Genomic DNA, 22,791 nt, shown 5'->3' with positions numbered 1-22,791 from the left:
GTTTTCCGTAGGTTTTATATCAGTTGGCTCCTTTAGCAGAAGCTATTTAGTATAGCTATAATGTCATTTACATCCTTCCCCCCAAATGGTAATTAATTTATTATGGTCTCCAAGTTTATACTGGATGTGGTTACCGCTCATTATTTTTATCTGCTCCATAACATCAGTAATGCTTTTGTTGGCAAAAGTTGCATTAAACCTGCAATCCAAAATTTTAGCATTATCTACCTTGAAGCGTACATTATAATACCTTTCAAGGCATTTGAACATATTGGCCAGTGTTACATTACGAAAGGTAAACCTGTTTTTAATCCATGCATCCGCTTCCTCAACCGGTCTGGTATCTAATACGTAGTTGTTGGTGTTTACCTCATACAGCAGTTTCATGCCAGGGGTTAGCAACGATAATACCTTTAATTTTCCGGTAATATTTTCTGAAACTTTTACCTTACCCGTTCGAACGGTAACACTAAAGGTTTTGTCTTTAGGATAGGCATATATATTAAAGGAAGTGCCTAAAACCTTAGTTTGCATTTTTCCGCTATACACAATAAAAGGGCTGGTTGTATCGCGCTTTACTTCAAAAAAAGCTTCCCCTTCTAAATATATTTCTCTGTATTTACCTTTTATAAAACGGGCAGGCCAGGTAAGTTTACTGCCACCCGCTAAGTACACAATCGTACTATCAGGTAAAATCATTTTTATTCGTTCTGCTTTTTGAGTGCTTTTACTTAATAATTCGACCACCAGATTGGAATGATCTTGCTGTTTCTGGTAACTATACCAGCCAAAAGCGGAGGCAATAACGATGGCAATTGATGCGGCATATTTTAAAAATTGATATTTTTGCTTCTTCTTCCGGTTTCTATAATCGATCTTATTCAAAATCTCATTAAATGCATGGCCAGCTTTTATCGAATGTTCTTGTACAACAGGTTCTTTTAGCCAAGCTGTATCCATTATATCGTGAAACTCACTGTCTTTATTTTTATCATCCGCTAAGTAGTCGAATAATATCGTTTCCTGCTGAGCATTGATTTTGCCCTCCAGGTAAAGGTTAAATAATCTTTTTATGTCCTCGTTTTGTTCCACTGTAAATTGCTATAATATCAAAGGCTCAATATTTTTGCCTTTCTATAAGTATATATGTTTGAAAAGCCGGGAATGGCTATGCCTAAAAAAAATATTTTTTCGATGTATGTTTTAAATACTTTAAAACCCATCATTGTGAGTAGAATAAGAGGGTTAATGGGGGCGTGAAGCAATCTTTGTTCTACTTATTTTTACCACCTAAAGACATGTAAGACACCTTAGCAATTAGAGAGTGTCCGTCATTGCGAACAGAAGAAGGCGGTTGAGCATGGGCATGAAGCAATCTTTGTTGTGCTTATATTTAATCACCTAAGACATGTAAGACACTTTAGCAATTAGAGAGTGTCCGTCATTGCGAACAGAAGAAGGCGGTTGAGCATAGGAGTGAAGCAATCTTTGTTATGCTTATTTTTAACCACCTAAGCCATGTAAGATACCTTAGCCGTTAGAAAATACCCATCATTGCGAACAGAAGAAGGCGGTTGAGCATGGGCATGAAGCAATCTTTGTTGTGCTTATATTTAATCACCTAAGACATGTAAGACACCTTAGCAATTAGAGAGTGTCCGTCATTGCGAATAGAAGAAGGCGGTTGAGCATGGGCGTGAAGCAATCTTTGTTCTACTTATTTTAACCACCTAAGACATGTAAGACACCTTAGCAATTAGATAGTGTCCGTCATTGCGAACAGAAGAAGGCGGTTGAGCATGGGCGTGAAGCAATCTTTGTTCTACTTATTTTTAACCACCTAAGACATGTAAGACACCTTAGCCGTTAGAAAATACCCGTCATTGGGAGTAGAAGGCGGCGGTTGAGCATGGGAGTGAAGAAATCTTTGTTCTACTTATTTTTACCACCTAAGACATGTAAGACACCTTAGCCGTTAGAAAATACCCGTCATTGGGAGTAGAAGGCGGCGGTTGAGCATGGGAGTGAAGCAATCTTTGTTATGCTTATTTTTAACCACCTAAGACATGTAAGACACCTCAGTAATTAGAAAGTGTCCGTCATTGCGAACAGAAGAAGGCGGTTGAGTAGGGGCGTGAAGCAATCTTTATTGTGCTTATATTTAACCACCTAAGACATGTAAGACACCTCAGTAATTAGAAAGTGTCCGTCATTGCGAACAGAAGAAGGCGGTTGAGTAGGGGCGTGAAGAAATCTTTGTTCTACTTATTTTTAACCACCTAAGACATGTAAGACACCTTAGCCGTTAGAAAATACGCGTCATTGCGAACAGAAGAAGGCGGTTGAGTAGGGGCGTGAAGCAATCTTTGTTCTACTTATTTTTAACCACCTAAGACATGTAAGACACCTTAGTAATTAGAAAATACGCGTCATTGCGAACAGAAGAAGGCGGTTGAGCATTGGCGTGAAGCAATCTTTGTTCTGCTTATATTTAACCACCTAAAGAGATGTAAGACACCTTATTAATTAGAAAGTGTCCGTCATTGTGAGTAGAAGAAAAGGGTTAATGGGGGCGTGAAACAATCTTTGTTCTACTTATTTTTAACCATCTAAGACATGTAAGACACCTTAGCAATTAGAGAGTGTCCGTCATTGCGAACAGAAGAAGGCGGTTGAGCATGGGCATGAAGCAATCTTTGTTGTGCTTATATTTAATCACCTAAGACATGTAAGACACCTTAGCAATTAGAGAGTGTCCGTCATTGCGAATAGAAGAAGGCGGTTGAGCATGGGCGTGAAGCAATCTTTGTTCTACTTATTTTAACCACCTAAGACATGTAAGACACCTTAGCAATTAGATAGTGTCCGTCATTGCGAACAGAAGAAGGCGGTTGAGCATGGGCGTGAAGCAATCTTTGTTCTATTTATTTTTACCACCTAAGACATGTAAGACACCTCATTAATTAGAAAATACGCGTCATTGCGAACAGAAGAAGGCGGTTGAGCATGGGCATGAAGTAATCTTTGTTTGTATTAATCAAGATGTTAATTTACTAATAGACTAAAATCAATAAAAGCGAAAGAATGGTTTCGGGCGAATACGTTTTGAAATATTTACGGATAACACCAAGAGATTTTTTTATGTGGTTATTTACCGTATTTTTTGAGATGCCCATCATTTTAGAGATTTCTTCGTGGCTGTGGTGATCGTTACGGCTCATCAGGTAAATTGTTTTCACCTGTGGCGAAAGTGTATCAATGGCATTAACAGCTATGTTTTTCGATTCTTTAAAATCGATATGGGCTTCTATGGAATTAAATGATTTCGCTTCATCGGCAATCTCATTGGAGTAAGCCTTTTCTCTTGCCTTTTTTCGCAATGCGCCTAAAAAATTATTGCGGATAAGGGTATATAAAAAAGCATCGAAATTTTTTTCAGGATCTATTTTGAATCTGTTTTCCCAAAGCCTTACAAAAGTATCTTGAGTAAGTTCTTCAGCGGTTTCGCGACAGCGTGTAAAGCGATATGCATAAGCATAAACTTTTTTACGATATAGGTGATAAACTTGGTTAAAAGCAGCTGAATCGCCAATTTTAAGGTCATTCAGTACCTGCTTTTTTTTAAAATCATCAAGCTGTTCCATAGGGCGTTAGATTTGTAAAGGCAAGTTAGCTGTCCAGTTTAAAGTTAATGTTAAATCCATAAAAACCTTTTCAGACCCTTTAACGATGCGCGTTAACCATACTGTTCTGCGCCACCAGTTTTCTGGTGTCAGTTAAAACCATTCCCGGAGAAAAACCATTTGCTTTGACCGAACTTATTCCATTTACGGCTACGCTTCTTTTTCCACTTAAATGATTAAGGGCTGCTTTTATTAGTGGGTCGGCAGTATCGCCGAAGGGTAGCAGGGGTAATGTGCCCAACTCGTTTATGGCAACATCGGGATTTATACCTGCACTGTAATTGCCATTTCCCGAGGCATTAAATAATTTGTAAACAATGGGGTGCATTTCCCAGTTAACCATTTTAGGTACACGCGCATCAAAAATCCTGAAAGAAGCTTCATCTTTCCCCCTGGTTTTTTCGCCGATCAATACTACTTCTATATAAGGTTTTAAATTATTAATGACCACTTCTGCAGCCGAAGCTGTAGCCCCGGTTGATAAAATGTAGACCCTGCTTAAACCCAGGTTGTTTTGCAATAAAGTATTAAAGTTTGCAGTGCCATCAAAAGTTGCAGCACGGCCTATCGATTCGGTTTTTACACCACCATTTTTATTGCCTTTGTAGGTGATAAAGGGTTTTTCGTAAGTGCTGTTTTTAAAAATCATAGCACAAACCCCAGCCGATTCGGAAACTTGTCCGCCAGAATTGTAGCGTAAATCCAGAATAAGCTCGGTTATTGCGGCATTTTTGAATGTATTAAATACACCTGTTAACGAGGTAGCCAATCCGGGGTTAAAATCCTGAAAATATAAATAGCCTATTTTTTTTGCACCTTGATTTATTACAGAACTTATTTCTTTTTGATCCAATATTGCACCTTTACTGATTTCTACCGACCGGCTTTCATTCCATACACTTCCGTTTAATACTGCAAGGCCGAGTGTAAACTTATCACCACTTAAAATTTCCTGCTGCAATGCCTGTGCATTGGCTTCGTTAAGTGTTTTTCCGTTAATTTTGCTGATGTAGTCACCGCGTTTCAAACCAGCTCTTGATGCCGGAGAATCTTTTAATACCAGTTTTACAATGCCAATGGCTTTTCCGGTGTTTTGTTCTATAACAGTGGAATAATCAAATCCAAAGTTTTTATTGTTTGGAATAGTAGTAGTTGGGTCATTAGGAAGAATGATGTAGGAGAAACGATCAGCTCCATTGCGCACAGAAGTAAAAAAATCCTTAGGAGACAAACCAATATTTGGGTTGGAAGGTAGTACATCACTCCAATAATAATAGCGTTTCAAACTGTCCAGTATCCAGGTGTTGACGTTTTCATTGCTTCCGGCAGGGTATTCGAATTTCGACTTATCTTTTTTGCAGGATACGAAAAAGACAGGTAAAGCAAAAAGAATGACATAAAAGCAGGTAAATAATCTATTGTGAATGGTTAGGGCGTGATTCATAGTTATTTAGATTTATGCAAACCTATGTTTACTATTGTTAACTAAACATTAATTTTATTTAGTCCGCTATTAATTAAATGATTCTATAATTTTTAATGAACAATTATTTAGAGAATACAGAGTTTGTAACATGGGCTATTTAACCAAAAATTAATTTAGAAAGTGGCAATGACAAGAAATATATTTGGTATTTTTAGTTTTTAAAGCGGCATTTGCTTTTAGCTGATAAATACAGTCTATCAGCCCTAATTTTATGCTTTATTCCGTAATAATTAAAGGATAAAAGATAAACCCACATCAATTATCCTGTTAAGTGCAAATTATCCTAATTATTTAACCTAAAAAAACAACAAAATGAGTAAGATCACAGTAAAAGACGGCACCGAAATTTATTACAAAGACTGGGGAACAGGCCAACCACTTTTTTTTCATCATGGTTGGCCATTGTCTGGCGATGACTGGGATGGACAAATGATGTTTTTTCTGAATAAGGGATTCAGGGTAATTGCCCACGATCGCAGAGGACATGGAAGGTCATCGCAAACTGCAAACGGACATGATATGGATACTTATGCTGCAGACGTGGCCGCACTTACTGAAGCTTTGGATTTAAAGGATGCTGTACACATCGGACATTCTACCGGTGGTGGCGAAGTTATCCGCTATGTAGCAAAATATGGAAAAAACAGAGTAGCAAAAGCTGTGTTAATCAGTGCGGTTACCCCGGTAATGGTGAAATCTGAAAGTAATCCGGATGGCGTTCCTATGTCCGTATTTGATGAAATTCGTGAAGGTACAGCCACTAAACGCCCGCAATATTTTCAGGATTTTACCATACCATTTTATGGTTATAACCGCGAAGGTGCTGAAATATCACAAGGGGTAAGGGATAACTGGTGGCGTCAAGGGATGATGGGTGCTATAAAAGCACATTACGATTGTATTAAAGCTTTTTCGGAGACTGATTTTACGGAAGACTTAAAAAGCGTTGATGTTCCAGTATTGGTTTTACACGGAGAAGATGATCAGATAGTTCCTTTTCCATTATCGGGCGCAAAGGCGGTAAAACTTTTAAAAAATGGCAAGCTAATTTCTTATCCGGGTTTTCCTCATGGAATGCCAACAACAGAAGCGGCAACTATAAATGCAGATCTTTTAGCTTTTATTCAAGAAGCTTAAACAAAATAATCGAATTAAATAATGAGTTTATAACCTCACCCAACAGGGTGGGGTTAATAAATTTTTTCTTTTTTTAGGGTATCGGTCATTCTCTGTGTCTCAATCAATATAAGATTAGACACAAACATGAAAACACTCCCTTACTTCTTTATTATCGCTTTTATTGTACTCAGTACGCCTTTATTTGCACAAACTGTATTTTCAGGACAGATAAAAGCTGAATATGTGCCATTTTCTAATTACGTTAGACCCATAGATAGCGTTAAAACGGGTTCTACCAGTGATTTTAAACGAATTCAGGCCGCTTTTAATGTCCCGGTTTCTGTAAAAATAGATGCGGCCGGTCGTCCAACCATGTGGGCAATTGCAATGGAAGGTTCATATGCAAGAATAAACAATCGAAATTACGAACAAACTTTATTTCCAACTGAATTGCTAAATGTGCAAGTTGGGTTAATGCATTCAAGGCCAATTAGTAAAACATGGTCTATTATGGCAATGGCTTCAATAGGTGTTTATACCGATATGGAAAAAATATCATCAAAAGATTTTCTGGCGCAGGGAGGTGTTTTGTTTATCAAACATTTTAAGCCCAATTTGGCGCTTGGCTTTGGTCCGGTATTAAGCAATACCTTTGGTGTTCCTATGATTTTACCTGCCATTTACTTCGATTGGACTACACAAGGAAGGTATAAATTGCATGTTAATTTTCCGCAGGGAATAGAGTTTGGTGTAAAACTAAGCAAAGCGGTAGACCTTAATGCAGTGGTGGAGCTAAGCGGCATGACAGCCGAGGTAAACCGCAACAATACTTCAATGCTTTTAGGTTACCAGCAAATTATTGCGGGCTTGCGCCCCGAATTTAAATTAAGCAAATCGTTATCGCTCCAGTTAACCGGTGGTACAACACTTACGCGCTCTTTCAGTTTAAGCAGCAGAAGACTAAAAGATTTCTTTAAAAAGAAAGATGAGGCTAATCCACGTTTTACCACTACAGCTTATGGTGCTGCTACATTAAAATGGAATTTTTCTAAACACTAAGGCTTTTATAAAATCAAAGATAATTTTTCTATGTAGGTTCCCTGCAAGTACAATATGATGTTTGGTATTTAATGTTTGTCTACCGTCATTTGTATAGGCCGAATAAAATTTGGGCTGCATTAAGTTTAACTTTGTAGCTGAATTTTATTCATAAAAGATGACAGGCAAAGGCTTACAAGATATATCTTACTCTCTACTTGATTTAGCAACCGTATTGGAAGGAAAAACTCCTGCAGATACTTTTTTAAATAGTTTGGAACTGGCCAGGGCGGCAGAAACACTTGGTTATACAAGATATTGGTTTGCCGAACACCACAATATGGTGGGGGTTGCAAGTTCGGCTACTGCAATTCTTATTGGTTACATTGCTGGTGGTACCAAAAGCATTCGGGTAGGATCGGGAGGTATTATGTTACCCAACCATGCACCATTAATTGTTGCAGAGCAGTTTGGTACATTGGCTTCACTTTATCCAAACCGGATTGACCTTGGTTTAGGCAGGGCACCAGGAACAGACCAGGTAACCGCTATGGCAATAAGAGGCGAAAATTTTAATGCAGTACATAGTTTTCCGCGCGATATTCAGAAGTTGCAGCAATTTTTCGATGCCGATAACCAATATAGTAACCTGAGGGCAATTCCGGGCGAAGGACTGGATATTCCAATCTGGATTTTAGGCAGCAGTACCGATAGTGCTAAACTTGCGGCTTTATTGGGTTTGCCCTACGCTTTTGCCAGTCATTTTGCACCAACTTACTTTGCCGAGGCTGTTAATATTTATCGCACTAATTTTAAACCCTCCGCGCATTTGGCAGCACCTTATGTAATGGCCTGTGTTAATGTGGTGGCGGCCGATACCGTGCAGGAAGCCGAGAAATTAACCACATCGCTTAAGCAATTTTTCATGGGAGTGGTAACCGGAAAACGCGAACGCCTTAAACCACCGGTTGATAATATGGATGCCATTTGGAACCAGTATGAAGAAGAAGCCGTTGAACAAATGTTAGCCTACTCTTTTATTGGCGATAAAGCATTAATAAAGGAAAAATTATTATCGTTTGTCAATCAATTTGGTGTAGATGAAATTATGGCAACTTCGCATATCTACGATCACGATGCAAAACTATATTCTAATCAATTGCTTGCAGAAGTATTTGCTTAAAAATATAAAGGATTTTGTAATTTTCGGCAGTGAAAACAAAAGCCAATATACCGGTACTTGGAATAAGTGAATTCCGGATTGATCAGGAAGCTGCAACCGATAATAGTTTTCAATATCATGAAATTATTGGTTCCAGGTATATTGAAAGTCCACATATACACGATTTCTTCCTTTTTCTTTTGTTTGAAAAAGGAAGTGGCACCCATACAATTGATTTTATTGAATATAACGTAGAACCAAAGCAACTGCATTTATTGTTTCCAGGGCAGGTGCATTCCTGGAAATTAGGCGAAACAACCAATGCTGTTCAGATCATGGTAAGCCGACGGATTTTTGAAACTTTTGCAAATGCCTTACGGTATGATTTTGTACTCTACCGAAAACACCCTGTCTTAAATCTAACTGATGAAACTTTTCAAAGGCTGTTATACGAGTTTCAGTCGGTGCGGTACGAACTGAACTTAAAACCTGTTCTCTTAGATATTATAAGTTCCAGATGTAAAATTATTGCCCAAATGGCCAGCAGGGAAGCAGAAGAAAGTTTTGAAGATCTAAAAGTTTACCACACTAAACCCATATTAATAGATTATCTTTCTTTAATTGATGTACATTTTAAAGCGCATCGATCTGTAAAATTTTATGCAGAAAAATTAAACATTACGGCTAACTACCTCAATATTCTTTCCCAAAAGCATTTCCATACTTCAGCCACTTCATTAATACACAATAGAATTACGCTTGAGGCCAAAAGGTTATTGCTCACTTCTAAAAACAGCGTTAAAGAAATTGCCTACGCACTAAGTTTTTACGATTTAGCCTATTTTTCAAAATTCTTTAAAAACCAAACGGGTATAGGTCCGCGCGAATTCAGAACGCCTTTATAAATTTAGCCAATTAACACACTTGTTATAAATGGTACAAGTTATGGCATAAATGATACGATCATTTTGCGGCTTTGACTTTTAAATTTGTATAAAAAGTATAAGTTATGTCCGTACAGTCCATTTCACGTAAAGATTTTATTAAAAATTCATCTATTTTGTTGGCTGCCGGAAGCGGTATTTTCAGCGCATCCCAGTCTATTGCTTCAGAAAAAGAAAAACTTAATTCGGCTTCCAGTAAAAGTTTTACCCTTAAAAATGTAAGGCTTGAAACCGGTTTTGAATATGAGGAAGATGAAATTGTCCAAACTAAAACAGATTTATTTACGGTAGAAATTAGTGATGGGAAAATAAAAGCCATTTTGCCTAATCAGGTAAATGCCGATGCTATCGATGCAAAAGGCATGCTGATGCTTCCTGCATTCAGGGATATGCACATTCACCTGGATAAAACCTGGTATGGTTTACCCTGGAAAGCAAATTCAAATAAGCGGAGATCGGTAAAAGATATGATTGCCCACGAACAGCAAATTATCCCTGAATTACTGAAAACTTCAATTCCACGTACCGAAAAACTTATTGAATTGATGCAGAGTTATGGTACGAGTTATGCGAGGAGCCATGTAAACATAGAACCAACTTCGGGTTTAAACTCATTAAAGCATTTACAAAAGGCCCTCGAAAATAAAAAGGACTCTTTCCAGGCCGAACTGGTGGCTTTTCCTCAGCATGGCATTTATTACACCAAATCTGAGCAACTGATGAAAGAAGCGGCTAAAATGGATATCGATTTTATTGGAGGTTTAGATCCTTATTCAATTGATGGAGCAATAGAAAAGCATATGGATTTTGTGGTACAGCTGGCGTTGGATAACCATAAAGGCATCGATATCCACCTGCACGAATCCGGAGAATCGGGTTTGAAAACCATTAATTATTTAATGGATAAAGTAATTGAAAACCCGGTTTTAAAAGGTAAAACATTTATTAGTCACAGCTTTGCACTTGCCAACCTGGATAAAGCCAAAACCGAGGAAATAGCTGAAAAACTTGGGCATGCAAAAGTTGGTATTGCATCAACCATCCCCTTCGGACGCACGATAATGCCCATACCAACGCTTTACAAATATGGTGTAGATGTATTGGCAGGTAACGATTGTATTATCGATTGGTGGAATACTTTTGGTAGTGGCAGTATTTTACAAAAAACAAATATGGCTGCTCAACTTTACGGGTACCGCTCAGAGTTTGATCTTTCAAGAATTTTGAAACTGGCTACGCATAATATTCTGCCATTGGATGATAAAGGAAACCAAAGCTGGCCAAAAGCAGGCGATCAGGCAAATGTAGTGCTGGTTGATGCAAGTTGTTCTTCGGAAGCCGTAGCCAGGGTATCGCCTGTTAAATCATTAATTCACAATGGTAATGTGGTGTTTATGAAATAATTACCTCAAATCGTTATTCCATTAAATCCTGGTCATGAAAATGGAAAAAATGTATTAAAATAAATTTTGAAATAGTAACGGTAAAACCTCCAATTCATTTTATAGTAGTCTTTAAGATTTATTAACATTAAGGGAATATTGCAACTTTAGCTTTGCCATAAAATAAACCCGTTAATTCCATTGAATATAGATTTACTGGCATCCCTTAAAAATGGCACTCATTCGGCTATGGAACAAATTTACCATAGCCATTGGGAGCAGGTTTTTGATGCTGCTTTTAAAAAACTGGGCGATGAAGATTTGGCCCAGGATATTACACAGGAAATCTTTATTTCTCTTTGGGAGAATAGAACTCACCTCAAGATTGAAAGTAATTTATCGGCCTACCTGCACGGAGCTGTTAAATACAAAGTGATTAATCACTTCAAATCTGCTGCATTAAAGGATAAACAAAAAACCGAACTTGCCTTATTAATGAATGAGCAGTTTGCCTCTGCAACGGATGGTAAATTGATTTTAAGCGAACTTAATCTGGAGGTTGAAGCCGCAATAGAACTTTTACCTGAAAAGATGAGGATGGTATTTTCAATGAGCCGAAAACAGGAAAAATCTATAAAAGAAATTGCCACAGAACTTGATATTTCGGTACAAACCGTAAAAAATCAAATCAGTGCTGCCATGAAATTGCTTAAAAAAAGCTTATCTTATATTGCTTTTCTGGCGGTTTTATTGGCCTTAATATAAACTTAATCTATACATAACATCTTTGGGTAGTACCATTCTGCTTTTGAATTGACATGTATTCAAATGACGGAAGAACAAGCAAAACACCTGCTGCAAAAATATTTAGAGCATCACGCAAGCCCTGCTGAAATTAAAAAGGTAGAAACCTGGTATGCATCCTTAAATCGTAAGGAAAGTAATTTATCGGGTGATTGTAAAACTGCAATCAGCGAAGAAATTTTTTCAAACCTTCGTTTGGCCATGCAGGGAAAACCAAAACACAGGAAATTATTTGTTTTTAATGGTTTTGCAAAAATCGCCGCTATACTACTGGTCAGTTTTACTTTGGCCTTTAGCATTTGGAAATATATGGGCAGTAACGGTAAAGAAAACCTGATTACCGTTACAACAGGCCCAAAGGAAAGAAAGAAAATTATCTTAACAGATGGTTCAGAAGTTTTACTTGAACCTGAAGCAAAATTGATTTACCCGGATCGCTTCGGAGCCAGCAGCAGAAACATTTCTTTAACAGAAGGGGAAGCCTTTTTTAATATTGCCCACGAAGAACGCCGTCCTTTTACGGTACACATGATCTCTGGCCTTGATGTTAAAGTGTTGGGCACCTCTTTCAGAATAAAATCTTATCGCAACAAGCATAATATAGAAGTAGTCGTAGCCACGGGTAAAGTAGCCGTTAGTAATAAAAAAGGCTTAATGAGCACTTTAATTAAAGATCAGCAGCTGGATTACGATAAACACGCCAATCATATTTCCATAAGAAAAGTTAAGCAGGCCGCCTATGTTGATTTTGCTTTTGAGGGCAATACCCTACAACAGATTATTGGCAAACTGGAGTATGCATATAATATTAAAATCGCACTCAGCGATGCAGAAATGGCAAAGCTAAAATGTACTGCAACTTTTAGTAGCAAACAGCAGCCCGAAGAAATTCTTGATATCATTTGCAGCCTCCATCACCTTAAATTCAGTCCATCAAAAAATCATAAAACCTTTAAAATATACAAATGATGAGTAGATAATATCAAGGTACAAACCGGTACTGATCAGATCAGTAACCGTAATTTATCGTCCGGAAATAACACCCGGAATATTTTAAAAGCAATTACAATAAATAAAACAAACAAATGAAAACAACCTCACACAAGAGGATAGCTCTTTATAAGATCATGAAATACTCATGTTTAACTTTTTCAATCCTCTGCTTCTTTTGCAGCTCATTACTCGCTTCGGCAGGTATGGCGCAAAAACTGGAGAAAAGTACGGTTAGTATTAAAATTAATAAAGGACAAAAAATAACCGAAATCATTAAAGAAATTGAAACCAATACAGGTCTTAGTTTTGTATACAACCCCGATTTATTACAACAAAGAAATACCTTTTTAAGCGGCGACTTTAAAAAAGAACCTGTTCGGTCTCTTTTAGATAAAATGGGACTTAACGTTTTAGAAAAGGGAGATTACATTATTTTAAACAATGCCACTTTTAATAAACCAGAGCGGATTATAACGGGGGTTGTGAAAGATTCAACCGGGGTTACCTTGCCCGGTGTATCCGTAAAAGTGCTGGGCACCCAAAGCGGTACAATAACCGATGGTAATGGTACTTTTCGTATAGAAGTCGCTTCAGAAACCATTTTATCTTTCTCGATGATTGGCTACAGAACCAAAGAAATAAAAGTTGGCGATAACCAGGTTTTAAATGTCGTATTAAGCGAAGAACGCTCTACACTTTCGGAAGTAGTGGTTGTAGGTTACGGTACGCAGAAAAAGGTAACCTTAACCGGGGCCATCAGCAATGTTGCTCTGGATAAACTTTCTTCACGATCGTTAAACAGCGTGGGTGATGTACTTGCGGGGAAATCGCCAGGTGTAATTGTAACCAACGAAGGTGGCGATCCAACCTCAACACCACGCATCAACATCAGGGGTTCTGGTGGTTTAAATACCGAGAGTGTTTTATATGTAATTGATGGATCAATATTTACCGGAACGCCACAACTTAATCCCAACGATATCGAATCCATATCGGTATTAAAAGACGGTTCTGCAGCCATTTATGGTGCCCGGGCATCAGGTGGTGTATTGTTAATTACCACTAAAAAAGGCAAAAGCGGTAAAATGCAAATCAGCTTCGATGCTAAAGTGGGACAACAAAGTGCCTGGAAAAAATTAGAACCACTTAATGCCGAACAACGCGCTATGGTTGCCGCAACGGCTGCTAAAAACGGAGGTACAACTTTATTGCCGGCCTTTGACCCTGTGAAATATCCTGACGGGCAAATTACCCGTACCAACTGGATGGACGAAGTATTCAGAGATGGTTTGTTACAAGATTATAATGCTGCAGTTAACGGCGGTTCAGAGAAATCTACTTTTTATTTAAGTTTTAACTACCGCAAGGCTGAAGGCATTGTTTTAAATACCCAAACACAGCGTTACAATTTCAGGATAAACACTGAACATGCCATAACGCCCTGGTTAAAACTGGGCGAAAATCTTTCGTACAGCAGCACCAACGGAAACGGCGCCAATACCAGCAGTGATTATACGGGCGCATTGCTTTCGGCTGTTTATTACCCTGCTAATGCCACGCCTACCAATCCGGATGGTTCTTACGCAGGCTTGCCCGGTCCGTTTGCGGGTGATTATGGCGACATTATCAACCCGGTTACCGAGCTTAAGCGTATCGATATTAATAACCCTGTAAATGTGTTAATGATAAACCCTTACGTTACCCTAACATTAGCTAAAGGTTTAACTTTCAGGTCTAACTTAAGCATTACTAAAACCGATGCCCAGTTTAAAAGCTTTACCCCTAAGAGACCCGAAGTAGGAAAGCCTGTGTTAAGCAATAGCTTAGTACAAAGAAGTAATCAAAGCAATGATTTTTTGGCAGAGCAAGTTTTAAACTATAAAACAGTTTTCGGCCAGCATCAGTTAGATTTTACAGGTGGTTATTCTTTTCAGAAAACAAAAAATAACGGATTGTATACTTCAGGATCAGGATTTGATGATGAATCACCTCAGTACCGTTACCTTTCTAATGCAACGGTGCTTCAGCAACCATCAAGCGCATTTGATGCGACAGCACTGCTTTCGATGTTTTTAAGGGCAAATTACAATTACAAAGAAAAATACCTGTTGTCGTTAATCGGCCGTCGTGATGGAACATCGCTTTTGTTAACGGATAAAAGATATAGAAATTATGGTTCGGTTTCTGCCGGATGGGTTGTTAGCAAGGAAGATTTTCTAAAAGATGTTTCCTGGTTAAATGAATTAAAACTGCGCGGCAGTTATGGCGTTTTGGGTAACCTGGCCAGTTTAACACAATCAGCTGTTAACCCTTTATTAAATCCTACACAAAGTTATTTCGGGCAATCACCAAAATTGCAAAATGGGTATGCACAAAGCATTTTAGCAAATAAAGACTTAACCTGGGCAGAGTCAAAACAAACCAATATAGGGCTTGATGTTACCGTGCTAAACAGGCTGAGTTTAACGGCCGATTATTTTATTAAGGACATTGATAAAATGATTATAACTAAAACACTTCCAGGTACCTCTGGCTTAAATACACAAACTGTTAATGCCGGTAAGGTTAGAGATAAAGGGATAGAGCTTGGCATTACCTACAACAGCGATAAATCAGCCGAATTTAATTATTCAGTAAATGCAACCTTAACCAAAATAAACAATAAGGTAATAAGCTTAGGCGAAGGATTGGATGTAATGTCTATGCCAAACAATTTCCGTAATGAGCTTGCACCTATTTTTGTAAAAGTTGGCGAACCGCTTTACAGTTATTATGTATTAAAAACGCAGGGCATTTTCCAAAATCAGGCTGAGGTAGATAATTATAAAAATACTAACGGACAAAAAATACAACCCAATGCAAGGCCAGGTGATTTTAAATTTGCCGATTTAAATGGCGACGGCACAATTGACACTAAAGACCGTTATTTTGCCGGCAGTGCATACCCTAATTTTTCTTATGGTTTAAGCTTTAATGCAAGCTATAAAAACTTCGACTTTAATATTCTTGCCCAAGGCGTACAAGGCAATAAATTATTTAATGCGGTAAAAAGAACAACTTATAATGCCAGCGGTCCATCTTATAATAAACTGGTTGGGATTCTCGACGCATGGTCGCCAGAAAACCCCAACGGTAAAGTGCCGATTATTTCAACTTCTGATAACAATGGAAATTTCAATGCTTCTGATTTTTATGTAGAAGATGGTTCTTACCTCCGCATCCGAAACGTAACATTAGGCTACAGTTTACCAAAAGCTTTAACCAGTAAATTAAGAACCGGAGCGGTACGCGTTTATGCTACAGCCAATAACCTGTTTACCATAACCAAATATTCAGGTTTTGATCCGGAAATTGGAATGGACAATTTGGGATTAGATACCGGCCGTTATCCGCAAGCCCGAAGCTTTATCCTTGGTTTAAGTGTAAATCTATAATTTTTAATACGAATGAAAATAAATATAAAATGCTTGACTTTAGCAGCCCTTGCGCTATTCAGTTCTTGTACAAAACAGCTCGATATTACGCCTGAGGGTTCTCCTTCAGCACAAAACTTCTGGAAAACCAAAGAAGATGCCCTGAAAGCAGAAGGCGGCATGTACGAAAAATATAATGAAGAGGATTATTATGGCCGTGGCATGTTTTGGTTTATCAACGCCAGTGATGATATGGTAACAGGCCGTAACAAACCCGAAGCCGATAATATTAAAAACTTTAACCGCACCTATATTGGTGGCGGGTATACCGAAAGCCAATGGGGCATGCGTTACGCTGTAATTAAAAGAGCCAACGATATTATTGTTAACGTTCCGAAAATACAGATGGATGAAGCATTAAAAAAACAAATTATTGGCGACGCTTATTTTAATGCAGGCTTAGTTTACTTTCAGTTAGCTGCAAACTACGGTAATGAAAAAGCCGGCGTGCCAATTGTTACGCCCGAAACTGATGCCTCATTAGCAGTACCCCGCGCCAAAAATGTAAACGAAAATTATGATTACATCATCCAGTTGTTATTAAAAGCCGCTGATAATTTGCCTTTTTTCTCTGCAATGAAAGCCGAGGATTACGGTAAAGCACATAAAACAGCTGCATGGGCTTACCTTTCAAAAGTTTATCTTTATAAAAAGGATTATGCCAATGCTGCAAAATATGCCGATATGGTCATCAGTTCAGGTCAGCACGATTTGGTTAAAACCAGTTTTGCAGATGTGTTTAAAGCATCAAACAACTGGTCAAAAGAATACATCTGGTCGGTGGTTTGTACACCAAGCGGTGGCGGTACAGGTTGGGGGAGTAAATTACCGGGCGTAATGCTAACCAACAAAGCCTGGGGCATTTACAATGGTTGGGGTTATTATTTACCAACTAAAGAATTATACGACTCTTTCGAAGCAGGCGATCAGCGCAGAGAAGCTACTATTTTAAAAACTGACGATAAATTTATGTTCTTTGGCCAGGAACGCAGCTTTACAAAAGATGCAGGAGCAACGTCTGATTATCAATTTAAAAAATATATGGAACCTTTTTCTTATTCCAATCCAATTCCTACACATGTAAACCCAAATGGTGACAACGGAACAACTGATTTAAACGTACCCTTAATGCGCTATGCCGAAGTATTGTTAATTAAGGCCGAAGCGGCCATTATGTTAAGCGGAGCAGGTGCAGGCGATACAGAGTTGAATAAAATAAGGGTTAGAGCAGGCTTAGGTACCAAAGCAGGAATGACGATAGATGACCTTAAACGCGAACGTCGCAATGAACTGGCAGGAGAGTGGGCCGATCGTCACCGCGATTTAGTAAGATGGGGCGATGCACAGGCAGTTTATGCAAAACCGTTGCACGATTCGGGAGGTAATGTAATTTGGCCGGCAAGGGCATTTAACCCGCAGGTACATGATGTTTGGGCCGTGCCACAAAAAGAAATTGACAACAGCGCCGGGGTAATAAAACAAAACGCAGGATGGTAAAAAAAATATGGATAAACTGTTTAGTGCTAACCTTTGGGTTGGCACTAAATTCTGTTTCTGCACAAACTGCATTAAACGCAAACCGTGGTCACAGCCACAATGATTATAAGCAGAATATTCCCCTGTTAACGGCTTATTATGCCGAAATGGGTTCTATTGAAGCCGATGTTTTTTTAAGAAACGGCGAGTTATACGTAGCACATGATAGTACCGAGATAAAACTTGGACTTACGTTAAAAAAACTATATCTCGATCCGCTGGCAGCCTTTTATAAAGCCAATGGTAATCATCCGTATAAAAATGCTTCTTTAAAATTGCAATTGGTTATTGATGTAAAACAAGATTACCAGCACGTACTGCCACAATTACTAAAGGAGTTAAAAGCTTACCCGGCAGTATTTGATGGAAATCAGAAAGCCGGAGCCATTAGTATTGCAGTAAGTGGTGATGTGCCTAAACCAGCCGATTTTAAAAATTATTCGGAACAGCTTTCTTTTGATGGCCGTCCTTACATTACCTATACCAAGGAAGAGTTGAAACGTGTAGCAATGATTAGTGATGACCTTAAAAATCATACACAATGGAATGGAAAGGGTAACCCGACTAAAACAGATGAAATACATTTAACAGAAATTATTAATAAAGCCCATGAGCAGGGTAAACCTTTCAGGTTTTGGGCCACACAGGATAGTCCAAACACCTGGATTGTACTCGAAAGATTGGGAGTAGACTGGATTAATACGGATCAGCCTGTAAAACTTCGTGATTTTTACCAGAACAAAGCTAAACTTACTTATACCAACGCTACACCTTATCCGGTTTATACGCCCACTTACAAAAGCGACGGGCTGCATAAACCTGTTAAAAATGTTATACTCTTAATTGGTGATGGCATGGGACTGGCCCAAATTCATGCGGGTTTGATGGCCAATCATGGCGATTTAAATTTAGCAAGGGTACACAATATTGGCTTTGCACAAACCAGCGCAGCTGATGCGGGCAATACCGATTCGGCTGCAGGTGGAACCGCTTTAGCTACAGGTTTTAAAACCAACAACAGGTATATTGGCTTAGGGCCTGATAATTTACGAAGAACTAATTTAGTTGATACCCTTGCTAATTACGGAATTAAAAGTGCTGTAATTAGTGTGGGCGATATTACGGATGCCACACCTGCAGCTTTTTATGCACATCAGTTAGACCGGGCAATGAGCAGCGAAATTGCACAAGATTTATTGCAAAGTAAAGTGGAGATTTTAGTTGGCTCTAACCAAAAGAGTTTTTACAAAAATAAAAACCTCAATTTGTTGCAACAGCTTGATAAAAAGGGTTTTCAGGTAAGTACAAGTATGACCAATTTTACCAGACAAAGTAATGGAAAGCAATTGGTTTTATTACCCGATTCCACTACTCGTCCGGTGTATAAAGGAAGGGGAGATATGCTAAAACAATCTCTTGTACATAGCATAGAAATGCTGAATAAAAACAAATCTGGTTTCTTCATCATGACAGAAGGAGCACAAATTGATTATGGTGGACATGTTAACGATTTACCTTATGTAGTGACTGAACTGCATGATTTTGATAAAACGATAGAAGCCGCATTGCGCTTTGCTGATCAGGATGGCGAAACTCTTGTAATTGTAACCGCCGATCATGAAACGGGTGGTTTAACACTTTTAGATACTGAACTTGAAAAAGGAATGATTCGGGGAGAATTTAGTACCAACGATCACACCAATATTATGGTGCCGGTTTTTGCTTATGGCCCGGGTGCCGAAGATTTCAGAGGTATTTATTCTAACAATCAAATTTTTTATAAAATACTTCAGGCTTATCATTTAAACACAGATAAGCGCTAAAAATCCTAAACTTTAGTTCGCAATGACATAAAATAATCCGGTCGTTATTCTTCATTGATTGGTGATAACACCAACCAAAAGTTAAATAATGCGGTCGTCATTGCGAACGAAGAAGAGGTTTAAGCGCGAGGGTGAAGCAATCTGTTGTTTTAAATAGACTACTATCCGCACCATTCCATATTTCCCTATGGCTGGTTTTATCATCACCTATCTTCATTGATTGGTGATAACACCAACCAAAAGTTAAGTTAAATAATCCGGTCGTCATTGCGAACGAAGAAGAGGTTTAAACGCGAGGGTGAAGCAATCTGTTGTTTTAAATAGAATACTATCCGCACCATTCCATATTTCCCTATGGCTGGTATTATCTTCATTGATTGGTGATAACACCAACCAAAAGTTAAAATTAACAAGCATAATTTTTTTTAATCAAATTTTATTGCATCTTTGTTGCAATTGGAAAGATCGGAAAAACATAAACACCATTTCGTACTGCAGCACGTTTCTATGCTGCTTGCTGCCGTTTTTATGTTTATAATTTTCGCAGGCCTTTTACACAACCACCATCGTTCAATACCAAAAACGGATGACAGAGAAATTGTTTACGCACCCGAAAAATGTGATATTTGCGCATATTATTTCCATAAAAGTAGTAAAGACTTCATCCACGTTCTACCTGTTTCTTTTATAAGTTTAAAACCTATTGTTTCCATTTTTCTATACGGCTTCATTTTAGGCAATTATAAATTTACCCTTCAGGGATTTAGTAACAAAGGTCCGCCTGCCCTAAACGCATAGCCAGGAATTACTTTTTTTGTATTTCCATTACCCTGCAGAAATTCTTCTGTAACCATGCCTTTTAACTAATTTTTATTAACCCGAGTCCGCTTTGTGCTGCGGTATTTTCTTGCCTTATAAGGCTTATTTTACGATGCTAAAAATATTTATGCTATGCTGTAGCGTATTTCTCACTTTGGGTACCTATGCCCAAAAGTATAATCTTCATATAAACATAACCGATACGACAAATAAAGCCTTAAAAGGAGCTAAAATCAGGTTGTTTAAGCCTTTACAGGAAGAAATTAGTGACCATAAAGGTATAGTAGATATTGAATTAACATCCGGCACATATACTTTAGAATGCATTTTAAATGGCTATTTAACCGTAAACCAAAAGGTCGAAATTTCTGTGCAAAATATCAATTTGTCCATCACGCTTCATCGGATGGGTTTTCAGTTAAATGATATTACCATTAACGATAAACGACAGGAGGAAAGAAGGAGAACAGAATCTTTAACTATAGAAGTTGTTAAAAGTGATTTCATACGGCAGAATCTTGGGGGTAGTTTAATGCAAACACTGGAACGTCTTCCAGGGATTAAAACCATCGGAATTGGATCAGGCCAGTCAAAACCACTAATCAGAGGCCTGGGTTTCAACAGAGTTGTGGTTGTTGATAAAGGCATAAAACACGAAGGCCAGCAGTGGGGAGCAGACCATGGGCTTGAAATTGATCAGTTTGCAGCAGATGAGGTTGAGCTTTTAAAAGGTGCAGCTTCTTTTGCTTACGGCTCTGATGCCATTGCCGGCGCCATTAACATAAAGCCTGCTACAGTACCGGCTGCCGAAAGCATTGGTGGCAGTATAGATTTAATTGGAAAATCTAATAATAATCTATATGGTACTTCAGTAAATCTGTATGCAAGGAAACAGAAATATTTTTTCGATCTGAGGGCTACTGATCAGAACTATGGCGATTACAGGGTTCCGGCCGATACGCTTTATGTTTACGATTATGCCGTACCACTGTATAAAAATCATCTCCGTAATACAGCAGGCCGGGAAACCGGGCTACACTTCAGCTCGGGTTATATAGGTCAAAAATTCAGGTCGATATTTTACATCAGTAACCTATACAGTAAAAGTGGTTTTTTTGCAAATGCGCATGGTTTAGAACCAAGAAGGGTGGATACAGAATTGCACGATAGTAACAGTCGCGATGTTTTAATGCCATCGCAAAGGGTTAACCATTTTAAGTTTAGCAACAGAACAACTGTAGAACATGGTTTAAATCGGTTCGAAGCCGAAATAGGTTACCAGCGTAATTTCAGGCAGGAGTTTAATCATTACGTTAATCACGGTTATATGCCCGCCATTTATCCGGTTGATTTGGGTATACCTATCGATATGGAAAGGCAGTTTGATAAATCGGTTTACACCCTAAATTTAAGAGAAAAACTTTTGCTGGGCGCACATCAGTTAATGTTTGGCCTTAACGGAGAAATACAGAAAAACCAGATTAATGGCTGGAGTTTTTTAGTGCCCGCTTTTAATCAGCAAAGCGCTGGTGCATTTATTCACGACAAGTTAAAGCTAAGTGAGCGCGTATTGCTTCAAGGGGCTTTGCGTTACGATTATACTAACCTTTCTATGTTTCGTTATGCCGACTGGTTCTATTCTGAATTGGTAAGCAATCAAACAACCTCCAGCCAGCAGCTTATTAGGTCAGAAAATTTGCAACGCAACTTTAACAGTTTAGTATGGTCAGTTGGGATAAACTATGTAACGGAAGAGGTAGAACTAAAAGGAAACTTAGGAAAGAGTTTTCGGGTGCCAATTGCAAAAGAACTTGGGGCAAATGGGGTTAATTATCATTATTTCAGTTACGAAAAAGGCAATTCAAATCTCGATCCTGAGCAATCCTACCAGTTAGATGCTTCCGTTTTATGGAAAAGAGAAAAGTTCTCCGTTCAGTTTAGCCCTTTTGTAAATTATTTTCCCAATTACATTTATTTAAACCCAACATCAAAGCACGATTATTTTTATGGTGCGGGTAACCAGGTATTTCAATATGCACAAAGCTGTGTATTTAGGTATGGCGGAGAATTACAACTTAAATCAACCCTTACAAATAACCTGAGTGCTGAGGTGCTGGCCGAATATCTTTATGCAAAACAGCTATCAGGCGATAAGAAGGGTTATACTTTACCTTTTTCGCCACCCGCTTCAGTTCTATGGAACCTAACTTATAAACGTAAAAGCGGAACCGCTCATCCCTACCTCTCTATAGATTACCGCTTAACCGCTGCACAAAATAACATTGTACCACCAGAGCGCAAAACCAGTTCGTACAGTCTGTTCAACATTCAGGCAGGCACATCAGTATTTATAGCCAAACAGCAGGCAAACATCAGCCTTCAGGTGCAAAACGTTTTTAATACCCGCTACCTCAATCATACCAGTTTTTACCGCCTTATTGGCTTACCCGAACAAGGACGGAACCTGGTGCTTTCGCTCCGCATACCCTTTAACCTTCGCAAACAGTTAAATCATTAATAATATACACC

General features: G+C 38.4%; 15 protein-coding genes. 11 read left to right on the top strand and 4 right to left on the bottom strand.

The window, feature by feature from the left end; all coding sequences use genetic code 11:
* Window positions 1-63: 63 nt before the first annotated feature.
* The 3 genes from R2Q77_RS13610 to R2Q77_RS13600 all read right to left on the bottom strand — a co-directional run bounded on the left by R2Q77_RS13610 (window position 64) and on the right by R2Q77_RS13600 (window position 5,127).
* A complete protein-coding gene (locus R2Q77_RS13610; protein ID WP_316804275.1) occupies window positions 64-1,092 on the bottom strand; it encodes a FecR family protein in 1,029 nt (342 codons plus the stop codon).
* A 1,961-nt stretch (window positions 1,093-3,053) separates the two neighbouring features.
* Window positions 3,054-3,644 carry an RNA polymerase sigma-70 factor gene (locus R2Q77_RS13605; RefSeq protein ID WP_316804274.1) on the bottom strand — a complete coding sequence of 197 codons (591 nt, stop codon included), beginning with the start codon at window positions 3,642-3,644 and terminating at the stop codon, window positions 3,054-3,056.
* 79 nt (window positions 3,645-3,723) lie between these two features.
* Window positions 3,724-5,127 carry a S41 family peptidase gene (locus tag R2Q77_RS13600; protein ID WP_316804273.1) on the bottom strand — a complete coding sequence of 468 codons (1,404 nt, stop codon included), beginning with the start codon at window positions 5,125-5,127 and terminating at the stop codon, window positions 3,724-3,726.
* Between the two features lie 354 nt (window positions 5,128-5,481).
* Here R2Q77_RS13600 and R2Q77_RS13595 point away from each other — a divergent pair, with 354 nt between their 5' ends.
* The 10 genes from R2Q77_RS13595 to R2Q77_RS13550 all read left to right on the top strand — a co-directional run bounded on the left by R2Q77_RS13595 (window position 5,482) and on the right by R2Q77_RS13550 (window position 19,443).
* A complete protein-coding gene (locus R2Q77_RS13595; RefSeq protein ID WP_316804272.1) occupies window positions 5,482-6,306 on the top strand; it encodes an alpha/beta hydrolase in 825 nt (274 codons plus the stop codon).
* 126 nt (window positions 6,307-6,432) lie between these two features.
* A complete protein-coding gene (locus R2Q77_RS13590) occupies window positions 6,433-7,347 on the top strand; it encodes a DUF6268 family outer membrane beta-barrel protein (RefSeq protein WP_316804271.1) in 915 nt (304 codons plus the stop codon).
* Between the two features lie 157 nt (window positions 7,348-7,504).
* On the top strand, window positions 7,505-8,509 hold the full coding sequence (locus R2Q77_RS13585; protein ID WP_316804270.1) for an LLM class flavin-dependent oxidoreductase: 1,005 nt from the start codon (window positions 7,505-7,507) through the stop codon (window positions 8,507-8,509).
* A gap of 29 nt (window positions 8,510-8,538) precedes the next feature.
* On the top strand, window positions 8,539-9,393 hold the full coding sequence (locus R2Q77_RS13580) for a helix-turn-helix transcriptional regulator (protein ID WP_316804269.1): 855 nt from the start codon (window positions 8,539-8,541) through the stop codon (window positions 9,391-9,393).
* A 104-nt stretch (window positions 9,394-9,497) separates the two neighbouring features.
* On the top strand, window positions 9,498-10,835 hold the full coding sequence (locus R2Q77_RS13575; RefSeq protein WP_316804268.1) for an amidohydrolase: 1,338 nt from the start codon (window positions 9,498-9,500) through the stop codon (window positions 10,833-10,835).
* A 180-nt stretch (window positions 10,836-11,015) separates the two neighbouring features.
* Window positions 11,016-11,579, top strand: a complete 564-nt coding sequence (locus R2Q77_RS13570; RefSeq protein WP_316804267.1) for an RNA polymerase sigma-70 factor — start codon at window positions 11,016-11,018, stop codon at window positions 11,577-11,579.
* Window positions 11,580-11,642: 63 nt separating this feature from the next.
* A complete protein-coding gene (locus R2Q77_RS13565; RefSeq protein WP_316804266.1) occupies window positions 11,643-12,587 on the top strand; it encodes a FecR family protein in 945 nt (314 codons plus the stop codon).
* Window positions 12,588-12,745: 158 nt separating this feature from the next.
* Window positions 12,746-16,045, top strand: a complete 3,300-nt coding sequence (locus tag R2Q77_RS13560; RefSeq protein ID WP_316804265.1) for a TonB-dependent receptor — start codon at window positions 12,746-12,748, stop codon at window positions 16,043-16,045.
* Between the two features lie 12 nt (window positions 16,046-16,057).
* Window positions 16,058-17,581, top strand: coding sequence for a RagB/SusD family nutrient uptake outer membrane protein (locus tag R2Q77_RS13555; protein ID WP_316804264.1), 1,524 nt, complete (start codon window positions 16,058-16,060; stop codon window positions 17,579-17,581).
* Window positions 17,575-19,443 (top strand): alkaline phosphatase, encoded by a 1,869-nt coding sequence (locus R2Q77_RS13550; protein ID WP_316804263.1) that lies wholly within the window; start codon window positions 17,575-17,577, stop codon window positions 19,441-19,443. The genes R2Q77_RS13555 and R2Q77_RS13550 overlap by 7 nt, the downstream gene beginning before the upstream one ends.
* Window positions 19,444-19,691: 248 nt before the next feature.
* Here R2Q77_RS13550 and R2Q77_RS13545 read toward each other — a convergent pair whose 3' ends face one another.
* Complete coding sequence (locus tag R2Q77_RS13545) at window positions 19,692-19,817, bottom strand: hypothetical protein (protein WP_316804262.1); 126 nt, start codon at window positions 19,815-19,817, stop codon at window positions 19,692-19,694.
* A 557-nt stretch (window positions 19,818-20,374) separates the two neighbouring features.
* Between R2Q77_RS13545 and R2Q77_RS13540 the strand changes: the two genes are divergently transcribed.
* Window positions 20,375-22,780: a TonB-dependent receptor gene (locus R2Q77_RS13540; protein WP_316804261.1), complete on the top strand. Its 2,406-nt coding sequence runs from the start codon at window positions 20,375-20,377 to the stop codon at window positions 22,778-22,780.
* Window positions 22,781-22,791: the final 11 nt, after the last annotated feature.

Source organism: Pedobacter nototheniae, assembly GCF_032678625.1.
Lineage (GTDB): Bacteria > Bacteroidota > Bacteroidia > Sphingobacteriales > Sphingobacteriaceae > Pedobacter > Pedobacter nototheniae_A.
Note: the sequence above shows the minus strand (reverse complement) of the source record. Positions and strands in the feature narration are given on the sequence as shown.